The sequence below is a fragment of the Ferribacterium limneticum genome (genome assembly GCF_020510585.1).
Classification (GTDB): Bacteria; Pseudomonadota; Gammaproteobacteria; order Burkholderiales; family Rhodocyclaceae; genus Azonexus.
The window spans coordinates 3277352-3288053 of record NZ_CP075190.1; the positions used below are offsets into that span (position 1 = coordinate 3277352).

Below are 10702 nucleotides of genomic sequence, written 5' to 3' on the forward strand. Positions count from 1 at the left end.
TATCCGGTTTTATCCCAGATCGAAACGGTCGGCATTCATGACCTTGGTCCAGGCGGCAACGAAGTCCTGAACGAATTTCTCCTTGTTGTCATCCTGCGCATAAACCTCGGCGTAGGCGCGAAGGATGGCGTTTGACCCGAACACCAGATCGACCCGGGTCGCCGTCCACTTGACCGCGCCGGTCTTGCGATCGCGGATTTCGTAGAGATTCCAACCCACCGGCTTCCAGGTGTAAGCCATATCGGTCAGATTGACGAAGAAGTCGTTGGTCAACGCCCCGACGCGATCGGTCAGAACGCCATGCCGGGTGCCGCCATGGTTGGTACCCAACACGCGCAGGCCGCCGACGAGCACGGTCATTTCATGGGCGGTCAAACCAAGCAACTGCGTGCGATCAAGCAGCAACTCCTCGGCACTGACCACGTAGTCCTTCTTGAGCCAGTTGCGGTAGCCGTCGGCCACCGGTTCGAGGAACTCGAAGGACTCGACGTCGGTCATCGCCTGGCTGGCATCGCCACGACCCGGGGCGAAGGGAACGGTGATGTCGACACCCGCCGCCTTTGCCGCCTGCTCGACGCCAAGGTTGCCGGCCAGCACGATCACATCGGCGACGCTGACCCCGGTCTGCGCCGCAATGCTTTCGAGAACGGAGAGCACCCGGGCCAGCCGGGCCGGCTCATTGCCTTCCCAGTCCTTTTGCGGCACCAAGCGGATGCGCGCGCCGTTGGCCCCGCCGCGCATGTCGGAACCACGAAAAGTCCGGGCGCTGTCCCAGGCCGTTGCCACCATGTCGCCTATGCTCAATCCACTAGCGGCGATTTCAGCCTTGACCGTGGCCACGTCGTAGCCGGCCCGACCGACCGGCACCGGATCCTGCCAGATCAGGTCTTCCTGCGGCACGTCGGGTCCGATGTAGCGGGCCTTCGGCCCCATGTCGCGGTGCGTCAGCTTGAACCAGGCGCGGGCGAAGACTTCCGAGAAATAGGCCTGATCCTTGGCGAAGCGCTCGGCAATTTCCCGATAAGCCGGATCCATCTTCATCGCCATGTCGGCATCGGTCATGATCGGGTTGTGGCGGATAGCGGCATCCTCGACATCGACCGGCCGGTCTTCTTCCCTGATGCTGACCGGTTCCCACTGCCAGGCGCCGGCCGGGCTCTTTTTCAGTTCCCAGTCGTGGTTGAGCAGCATGTCGAAATAGCCGTTGTCCCACCGGGTCGGGTGAGTGGTCCAGGCGCCTTCGAGGCCGCTGGTCACGGTATCGCGACCAATGCTCCGGCTGCTGTGGTTGTTCCAGCCCAGGCCCTGTTCTTCAACATCGGCCGCTTCGGGAGCCGGCCCCAGACGTTTGGCATCGCCGTTGCCGTGGGCCTTGCCGACGGTGTGACCGCCGGCGGTCAGGGCGACGGTTTCTTCGTCATTCATCGCCATCCGGGCAAAGGTGATGCGCACGTCGTGGGCTGTTTTTAGCGGATCGGGCTTGCCGTCCACGCCTTCCGGGTTAACGTAGATCAGCCCCATCATCACGGCGGCCAACGGGTTTTCCAGTTCCCGTTCGCCGGAATAACGGCTGTTCGGATTATCGGTGGGCGCCAGCCATTCCTTTTCGGAACCCCAGTAAATGTCCTTTTCGGGATGCCAGATGTCCTCGCGACCGAAGGCGAAGCCGAAAGTCTTGAGGCCCATCGATTCATAGGCCGCGTTGCCGGCGAGGATGATCAGGTCGGCCCAGCTCAGTTTGTTGCCGTATTTTTTCTTGATCGGCCACAACAGGCGACGCGCCTTGTCGAGGTTGACGTTATCGGGCCAGGAGTTAAGTGGGGCAAAACGCTGGTTGCCGGTGCCGGCGCCGCCGCGGCCATCGGCCACCCGGTACGAACCGGCCGAGTGCCAGGCCATGCGGATCATCAGGCCTCCATAGTGGCCCCAGTCGGCCGGCCACCAGTCCTGGCTGTCAGTGAGCAGGGCGAGCAAATCCTTCTTGAGGGCGGCGACGTCGAGCTTTTTGACCTCCTCGCGGTAGTTGAAGCCCTGGCCCAGCGGATTGGTCTTGCTGTCGTGCTGATGCAGGATGTCGAAGTTCAGCGCCTTCGGCCACCACGCCATGTTGGTATCGGCGCTGGCCGTGTTGGCGCCATGCATGACCGGACATTTGCCGGCAGTCTTCGTTTGATTGGTATCCATCTCTACTCTCCTCGGTGAATGACGTTCAGGAAAACGTTCAAACTGATATTAGGAAAACGACTTGTTTAGCACCAATTGATTGGCTGGATACAGTTGATAGACGATCACTATCAAGGTGATGGCAGACTTGTTCCGTCTTGCTGACTTCGACAGTGATTGCGGCGATGCTATCCGCTTAACGCGTCTCGTCGACGATCTGGATGAGTTTTTCTTCCAGCTCCTGGGCCAGCCGGACCAGCGTGACATCGGGCGACAGCGCGGCGAGCAGCGGCAGCGGCCGGGTCAGGGCGATTTTCGTGTTGCCGTCCTCGGTATAGACCGAAATGCGCCAGGGCAGCGCCGCGCTGAGGCGCATGTCGATGGCCAGCATTTTCTCGACCAACCGGGGATTGCCGACTTCGAAGACCTGGCATTCGTCGTCGAATTCGATCTCCTTGCTGTCCAGCATGCCGCCCAGGTCGTGCACTTGCAACACACTCAAGCCCAGACGCTGGATGACCGGGACGAGATCGGTGGTGGCCTCGTAAAACGATTTGTCGCTATCGACGATGTAGTACATGGAATTTCCCTGATCCTGAAAGCGAAACGTCTGTGGCCTCAAGCGCCGCAGATCGGGATTTCAATTTTCGCCGAAATTTCCGGTTGACCGTAGCAATCACGCCACATTCAGACTTCTCGACGTCAATCCGCTTTCCGCCAGACGCTGGCCAGCCAGGGCTGCTTTTCGCGCGGCATGCCGGCTGGCCGATAGTAGTACTCGAGTTCGACGAACCCGGCTTCCGTCAGGCGACAACGCCAGGTTTCAAGATCGAGATACGCCCCGTAACGCCCGCCGTTCCAGCCTTCGACATTGGGTCCGTGCGGGTTTGAGCAGAACAGCACGCCGCCAGCCTTGAGCGTGGTGTGCAACTGGCGCAGGACGCGGGGCAGTTCGCGGCCGGGAACGTGGAACAGCGAGGCATTGGCGAAGATGCCGTCGAAACGCCCGTCAGGCAGTTCGAGATTGAGAAAATCCTGATGCCAGACCTCACAGCCGGTATCGGCCCGCGCCATCTCGGCAAATGCCGCGGCGCCATCCAGCCCGATGACCCGGTGACCCAGCCCGGCTAAAGCCTTGAGGTCGCGCCCCGGCCCGCAGCCGAAATCAAGCAGCGTAAGCGGCGCCTGGCCGACGATATGGCGCAGCAACGCTTCGATGTTCTGGCTTACATCGTGATCGCGCGTACCGGCCCGAAATTCCTCGGCACGCTGGTTGTAATAGGCCAGCGTCAGTCCGGATATATCCTTGAGGCTCGATTCATCTTCGTTCACGGCCACTCTCTCCTCTGCAGCGAAGGGCAAGCTTGATGCATTGCCCGCGGCAAGGGCAAGCAGGAAATTTGGCTTACCCATGACGAATGGCAGGGAACCGATGGCCAGTCCAACGGTCCGCTTAAGTGCCGCCACAGAAAATGCCCCGATGCCAGCCCTGACGATCTCTTCCGTTGATTCCACCGACGCCATCCCGCGCGAGGCATGGGATCGTCTTTGCCCGCCCGGCGACCCTTTTCTCAACGCCGATTTTCTCGCCATCATCGAACGCCATGGTGCCGCCGGGCCGGACTGGGGCTGGGTGCCATGTCATCTGACGGCGAGCGACGAACAAGGCCGCATCATCGGCATCCTGCCTCTCTACGTCCGCTTCAACTCGCACGGCGACTTCATCCATGACTGGTCGTGGGCATCCGTTTACCAGCAGCTCGGCCGCAGCTACTTCCCGAAATTGCTGAGCGGCCTGCCGCATACCCCGGCCACCGGGCCGCGCCTGCTGGTGGCTGAAGGTCCGCAAGCGTCGACGATTCGCCGGGCCCTGATCGATGGCGCCCAGTCGGTGGCCAGCGCGCACAACATGTCATCGTGGCACGTCGCCTTTCCGAACGAGGATGACTGCAACGAGCTGCGGGCAGCCGGCATGCTGATCAGCCACAACGTCCAGTTCCAGTGGCTGGACAGCGGCTGTGGCGACTTCGACGGCTATCTGGCCACCTTTGCCGCCGACAAGCGGCGCAAGGTCCGGGCCGAGCGACGCAAGGTGGCGGCCAGCGGGCTCAATATTGAAGTGCGCCACGGCAACGAAATCGATCCGGCCGAATGGCCTGCCCTGCACGCCCTCTACGCCTCAACCTTCGATAAATTCAACAACCACGCCGTGTTCACCGCGGCCTGCTTCGCCGATCTGGCGCCGGCGCTGGGCCGCCGCATGGTCGTTTTCATCGCCCGCGACGGCGGCCAAGCGGTGGCCGTCTCGCTCTGTTTCCGCAGCGATGAAACGCTCTACGGCCGCTACTGGGGTTGTAACGGCCAATATCACAGCCTGCATTTCGAACTCTGTTTCTATCAGGGCATCGCCTACTGCCTGCGCCACGGCCTGCAACGCTTCGAACCCGGTGCCGGCGGCGAACACAAGATCGCCCGCGGCTTCACGCCAACCGTGGTCCATTCCGCCCACTGGATCGCCGATCCAGCCATGCGCAAGCTGATCGGCCGCCACCTCGACGTGCAGGGCGACGCGGTGGCCAACTATCGCGATCAGGCGGCGGCGCATCTGCCCTTCCGGTGTGAGAACTAGTCTTATTCCCCGTTTTTGGGGCATATCAATTTGTGCCGATCAAGGCCCCGCTACCATGCAGGCAATGAGCAACATCACCCTCCCCGCGCCAGCCCCGGTCGACAAACGCCTGCCCGGCGACCTCGCCATCTGGTTCTTCATCCTCGCCGAACTGCTCGCCTTCGCGGTGTTCTTTTCCGCCTACGCCTTCGCCCGGGCCAGCCATGTCGAGGAATTCAACCTCTACCAGCAGACGCTGGACCGCAATCTCGGTGCCCTCAATACGCTGCTCCTCATCACCGGTTCGTGGTTCGTCGTCCGTGCCGTGCAGGCGGCGCATCGCGATGACATCAAGGCCGTGCCGCCCAACATCCTGCTCGGCTGGCTGTGCGGCGGCGGCTTTCTGGTCGTCAAGGTGATCGAATATGCCGCCAAGTTCGGCGCCGGCATCTCGATGTCGACCAACACCTTTTACATGTTCTACATCTCGCTGACCTTCTTCCACTTCATGCACGTCATCCTCGGCATGGTCATCCTGACCGTCCTCTGGTTCCAGGCCAGAAACGGCGCTTACGGCGGCCACAACGCGCACGGACTGGAAAGCGGCGCCGCCTACTGGCACATGGTCGACCTGCTGTGGATCGTCCTTTTCCCGCTCGTTTATGTGATGCGCTGATGATCGCCGCCCTCAAAAATTCCGCCCACCGCGCCTGGCTCGTCCTCATGGTCGCCACCGGCATCACCTGGTATCTCGGTGAAGTCGGCGCCGCCGGCACCTGGGCCATCGTCGCCATGCTGGTCATTGCCTTCGTCAAGGGCCGGCTGGTCATCCTCGATTTCATGGAACTGCGCGCGGCGCCGATGATGTGGCGCGTCCTGCTCGAAGGCTGGCTGATCGTCGTCTCCAGCCTGATTCTGCTTGCCTACTGGATCTCTCTCAAATGACCGAACTGCCCTTCTACGAACCCTCCGGCAACGAAATCTCGCTCTTCGAACACGCCTTCCAGCAGCGCCTGCCGCTGCTCATCAAGGGCCCGACCGGCTGCGGCAAGACGCGCTTCGTCGCCCACATGGCGGCCCGCCTCAAGCTGCCGCTGTATACCGTTGCCTGCCACGACGACCTGACCGCCGCCGACCTCGTCGGCCGCCACCTCATTTCCGACAAGGGCACCTACTGGTCCGACGGCCCGCTGACCCGCGCCGTGCGCGAAGGCGGCATCTGCTACCTCGACGAAGTGGTCGAGGCGCGCAAGGACACCACCGTCGTCCTCCACCCGCTGGCCGACGACCGCCGCATCCTGCCCATCGACCGCACCGGCGAAACCCTCCAGGCGCCGGCCAATTTCATGCTGGTCGTCTCCTACAACCCAGGCTACCAGAATCTTTTGAAAGGCCTGAAGCCCTCGACCCGCCAGCGTTTCGTCTCGATGCGCTTCGACTTCCCCGGCGCCGAGCGCGAAATCTCCATCCTGATCGGCGAAACCGGCTGCGACGCCGACCTCGCCAAGCGTCTGGTCGGCATCGCCAAGGCTTTCCGCGCCCTCAAGGACCGCGATCTCGAAGAAGTCGCCAGCACCCGCCTCCTCGTCTATGCCGCGACGCTCATCAAATCCGGCTTCGACGTCACCGCCGCCTGCCGCGCCGCACTGGTCGAAAGCCTGACCGACGACGAAGAGACCGTCGAGGCGCTCATGGAAATCGTCAATGCCACTTTCGGACGATGACCACGGGTCGAGCGAAAGCCGCGCCATTCATGGCGAGGTGAGCAAGACAGTCCAACCTGGCACCGAAGGTGCCCCAAACTCGTGGCGAGGAAGCACCGAGCTTCAGCTCGGGGAGACTCACTTTGGTTTCGAGGAAGAAAAGGCCGGGCAAAACCTGGCCGTCCTCGCCGAAGCCCTCTATCTGATCAACCTGCTGTTGCTGCCCGGGCTGGCCTTCCTGCTCCTCGTCGGCCTGTGGTTCAAATTCAAGGACAGCGCCCCGCCGCTGGCCCGCCAGCACCTCAAGCAAACCACTATCGTCAGCCTGGTCGGTGGCCTGCTCATCGTCACGCTGTCCGGCCTCATCCTCGGCCTCGGCGGCCTGGACTGGGAATGGACCTGGGTGACGTTGATCCTCTATTTCACCTGCATCCACTCGACGCTCGTGCTGTTCGGCATGTATGCGCTGATCAAGGCCATGAACGGGCAGATGTGGCGTTTCCCACTCATCGGTCCGGCGATTCCACGGTCAACTGGAAAAAACCGTGAAAATTGAAAGGCTGCAGCGTTACCGTCTGCTGGCGCAGATGGGCTTTTTCACGCTGTTCACCGTGACGCCCATCTTCGACCTGTTCCGCTACGACCTCACCGAGCGCCACGCCTATTTCCTGACCTATCCGTGGCACCTCGGCATCGACGAACTGATGGCCGGCACCGGCGAAGCGAGCACGGCGGTCATCAACATCATCCTCTACCTGTTCCTGCCCGTCCTCGGGGCAGGTGCGCTGATCATCGGGGTCGCCTGGAAATGGGGCCGTCTCTATTGCGGCTGGCTGTGCCCGCATTTTTCCGTGGTCGAAACGATCAACCGCCTGATGCTCATCGCCAGCGGCAAGCACTCGGTCTGGGACAAGAAACAAACCCCGCCGTGGGAACCGGATGGCACGCCGGCCAAGCGCGACAAGCGTTACTGGCTGCTCGTCGTCCCCGCCGCCATCGGTTTCGCCTTCGCCTGGGCGCTGGTCGGCCTGACCTACCTGATGCCGCCGTTTCAGGTCTACCACGGCCTGTTCACCTTCACGCTCTACACCAAGGAAGTGATTTTCCTCGCCGCCGCCACCACGGTGCTGAGCCTCGAATTCCTCTTCGCCCGCCACCTGTTCTGCCGCTACGGCTGCGCCATCGGCATCTTCCAGAGCTTTGCGTGGATCGTGAACAAGAAGGCCATGGTCGTCGGCTTCGACCGCAAACGCCTGACCGACTGTGCCAGTTGCCAGCAAGGCGCCGGCAGCGCCGGCCACACCCTGCTCGCCCGGCAGGCCCTGCGCGAAAGCGGCAACGAATTTGCCTCGCCTTCGGGAAGTGCGTGCGACGCCGTCTGCCCGATGCGCCTCAAACCGCGCAACGTCAAACGCTGGATGTTCGCCTGCACCCAATGCGGCCAGTGCATTTCAGCCTGCAATACGGTCAACCGCGCCAATCCGAATGGCCAGCTCCTGCGCTGGGTCAGCAACGAAGACGCCCGGCGTAACGAAGCCGGTTTTTCGTCCTTATCAAATACCGACGAAGACGCCGGTGGGAAACTCTGAGCCATGGAAGAATTCATCGGCAAACTCTGGCACAACTGGGTCACCAAGGCCGCCGCCGGACATTACCCGGAAGCCGCCGTCAAACTGGGCGAGGTCGAAAAAACGGCCGGTATCCTGTTTCGCGCCTTCGGCGGCGATCCCGGCCTCAAGGTTGCCGCCGCCACCTCGGAAGACCATGGCGCCCGGCGCACCTGGCTGCAGCGTGTCGCCGGTAGCAACGAGCGTATCGCCCAGGGCCGGCGCGATGCCGAAACCCTCCGCCTGCCGCCGGAAATCGCTGCCTTTCCCGAAAAATCGCTGAACCGTGACCTCTACCTGTGGCTGGCCGCCCTGGCCGCCAGCGACGTGGCGCCCGAGCAGCCGTGGTTCATCCGCAATCAGACCGCCAGCCGAACTGCCCTCGAACGCTATCCGGGCCTCAACGAGCGCTACCGGCGCCTGGTCGCCGCCCATCTCGCCGGCCGCATCGAACCCGGCGCCATGCAGGCCGACGAAGCAGCGCAGGAAAATGCCATTCGTCAGGCGCTGGAACAGCCGGGTTCGGTCGCCGGCCTGCCACCGCTCAACACGATGAAATCCCGGCCGCCGCAGCCTGTGCTGCTCTGGTTGATTGGCGCAGAGGAGCCCGAGGCCGGCGCCAAACTCGCTGACCCGAACGACAATCTGCCGCCCGAAGGCAGCGGCGGAAACACCGAAACCGCCAAGGAGGCGCACAAGGCCGAGCAGGTCGAGACGCCGGACAACAAGAATCCCATGCTCGCCATGTTCCGCGCCGAAAGCCTGCCGACCTGGGCCGAATACGTCCGGGTCAATCGCGCCTTCGACGAGGACGAAAACCCGAACGCCAGCGACGCGGCCAACGACCTCGACAAACTGTCGCTGACCCGCGACGGCGAAACCGCCAAGTCGCGCGTCAAGTTCGACCTCGACCTGCCCTCCGCCGCCGAGGACGACACCCCGATCGGCCCCGGCATTGCGCTACCCGAGTGGGATTACCGCAAGAACGCGATGCAGCCGGCGCATTGCCTGCTGCAGCCAATGGTCGCCCACGATGCCGGGCCCGCCGCACTGCCACTCGAACTGGCTGCGACGGCCAAGAAACTGCGCGGCCAGTTCGCCGCCCTCGCCCCGCAACGCCGCTGGCTCAAGGGCCAGCCCGACGGGCCTGAACTCGACGTCGATTCCTGCGTGCGCAACCACGCCGACCGCGCCTCGGGTCACACGCCGGAAGCTGGCGGCTACCTCGCCCAGGCTCGTTGCGAACGCGATCTGGCCTGCATGCTGCTGGCCGACCTGTCGATGTCCACCGACGCGTTCATTTCCGACTCGCACCGCATCGTCGATGTCATCCGCGATTCGCTGCTGCTGTTTTCCGAAGCGCTGACCGCCACCGGCGACCGCTTCGGCATCTACGGCTTTTCGTCGCTACGCCGCCAGAACATCCGTTTCCATCTGCTCAAGGACTTCAATGGCAAATATGACGCCGCCGCCCGTGGCCGTATCCTGGCCATCAAACCCGGCTACTACACGCGCATGGGCGCCGCCATCCGCCAGGCCGCCAGCATCCTCGCCGAGCAACCGGCCAGTCGCCGCCTGTTGCTGATCATTACTGACGGCAAACCGAACGACCTCGACATCTACGACTCGCGCTACGGCATCGAAGACACCAGGATGGCCGTCCATGAAGCCCGGCGCCTTGGTCTGACGCCCTTCTGCGTGACCATCGACCGTGAAGCGGGCGCTTACCTGCCCTATCTTTTCGGCCCGGCCGGGTTCTGCGTCATCCGCAAACCGGAGGAGTTGCCCAGCCGGCTCCCCCTCCTTTATGTGCAACTTACCCGTCAGTAGATAGTCATAAAGTCGTATTGCTTTGGCATCGGTCGAATGCCAGTATTAGACGTTATCGTTATTGCGCAAAGATCATGCACGGCAGCCACCCAATCAACATAGAAGCCCTTCTGACGCACGTTCCGCTCTTTCAGGGACTGGCACCGGAGGAGTTGAGCCGCATCGCCCGTGGCACCCGCGAGATGCACCCCAACAAGGGGGAAATTCTCTTCCACAAGGGCGACCCCTGCAACGGTTTCCACCTGCTCGTGTACGGTCAGGTCAAGCTGGCCTTCACCTCATCGCAAGGCAGCGAGAAGGTCGTCGAGATCATCAGCCAGGGGCAGAGCTTCGGTGAAGCCATCATGTTCATGGAAAAGCCCTACATCGTCTTCGCCCAGGCGCTGACCGACTGCCTGCTGCTGCATATCTCGAAAGGCGTAGTCTTTGAGGAGTTGCAGCGCGACCACAACCTGTGCCGCAAGATGCTGGCCGGCATGGCCATGCGCCTGCATCAACTGATGAACGACGTCGAGTCGTATTCGCTGCACTCCGGCAAGCAGCGCATCATCGGCTACCTGCTGCGCGAACTGCCCGAGGCCGAGCACGACGGCATCAACGTGGCCATCACGCTACCAACCAACAAGGGCGTCATCGCCTCCCGCCTCAACCTGACCCAGGAACATTTCTCGCGCATCCTGCACGAGCTGACCGAGCTCGGGCTGATCGTCGTCGAAGGCCGGAAGATCCACATCCCGAACGCTACCAAGCTGCGTCAGCACGAGTAACTGCGTTCAGGGCAGGGTTGCTAC

11 protein-coding genes are annotated in these 10702 nt (G+C 62.6%); 8 read left to right on the forward strand and 3 right to left on the reverse strand.

Translation table 11 applies throughout. From position 1 onward, the window contains the following. Positions 1 to 9 precede the first annotated feature (9 nt). From katG to KI613_RS15740, 3 genes are all read right to left on the reverse strand, one after another. Positions 10 to 2184, reverse strand: a complete 2175-nt coding sequence (katG, locus tag KI613_RS15730) for a catalase/peroxidase HPI (protein ID WP_226401101.1) — start codon at positions 2182 to 2184, stop codon at positions 10 to 12. 175 nt (positions 2185 to 2359) lie between these two features. Beyond that, entirely contained in the window at positions 2360 to 2743 is a 384-nt protein-coding gene (locus KI613_RS15735; protein WP_226401103.1) for a DUF302 domain-containing protein, read from the reverse strand. A 122-nt stretch (positions 2744 to 2865) separates the two neighbouring features. After that, a complete protein-coding gene (locus KI613_RS15740) occupies positions 2866 to 3495 on the reverse strand; it encodes a class I SAM-dependent methyltransferase (RefSeq protein ID WP_226401105.1) in 630 nt (209 codons plus the stop codon). Between the two features lie 148 nt (positions 3496 to 3643). On the opposite strand from KI613_RS15740, the gene KI613_RS15745 reads away from it, so the two are divergent. From KI613_RS15745 to KI613_RS15780, 8 genes are all read left to right on the forward strand, one after another. After that, on the forward strand, positions 3644 to 4792 hold the full coding sequence (locus tag KI613_RS15745) for a GNAT family N-acetyltransferase (RefSeq protein WP_226401107.1): 1149 nt from the start codon (positions 3644 to 3646) through the stop codon (positions 4790 to 4792). A 64-nt stretch (positions 4793 to 4856) separates the two neighbouring features. Further along, positions 4857 to 5447 (forward strand): cytochrome c oxidase subunit 3 family protein, encoded by a 591-nt coding sequence (locus tag KI613_RS15750; RefSeq protein ID WP_226401109.1) that lies wholly within the window; start codon positions 4857 to 4859, stop codon positions 5445 to 5447. Then, positions 5447 to 5716 (forward strand): cytochrome C oxidase subunit IV family protein, encoded by a 270-nt coding sequence (locus KI613_RS15755; protein ID WP_226401111.1) that lies wholly within the window; start codon positions 5447 to 5449, stop codon positions 5714 to 5716. The genes KI613_RS15750 and KI613_RS15755 overlap by 1 nt, the downstream gene beginning before the upstream one ends. Further along, entirely contained in the window at positions 5713 to 6495 is a 783-nt protein-coding gene (locus KI613_RS15760; protein WP_226401113.1) for a CbbQ/NirQ/NorQ/GpvN family protein, read from the forward strand. Before KI613_RS15755 ends, KI613_RS15760 begins: the two co-directional genes overlap by 4 nt. Then, positions 6476 to 7030 (forward strand): hypothetical protein, encoded by a 555-nt coding sequence (locus tag KI613_RS15765; RefSeq protein ID WP_226401115.1) that lies wholly within the window; start codon positions 6476 to 6478, stop codon positions 7028 to 7030. The genes KI613_RS15760 and KI613_RS15765 overlap by 20 nt, the downstream gene beginning before the upstream one ends. Beyond that, entirely contained in the window at positions 7020 to 8063 is a 1044-nt protein-coding gene (locus KI613_RS15770; protein ID WP_226401117.1) for a 4Fe-4S binding protein, read from the forward strand. The genes KI613_RS15765 and KI613_RS15770 overlap by 11 nt, the downstream gene beginning before the upstream one ends. A gap of 3 nt (positions 8064 to 8066) precedes the next feature. Beyond that, positions 8067 to 9911, forward strand: a complete 1845-nt coding sequence (locus tag KI613_RS15775; protein ID WP_226401119.1) for a nitric oxide reductase activation protein NorD — start codon at positions 8067 to 8069, stop codon at positions 9909 to 9911. Between the two features lie 74 nt (positions 9912 to 9985). Continuing rightward, a complete protein-coding gene (locus KI613_RS15780; protein WP_226401121.1) occupies positions 9986 to 10678 on the forward strand; it encodes a Crp/Fnr family transcriptional regulator in 693 nt (230 codons plus the stop codon). The last annotated feature ends 24 nt before the right edge of the window (positions 10679 to 10702 follow it).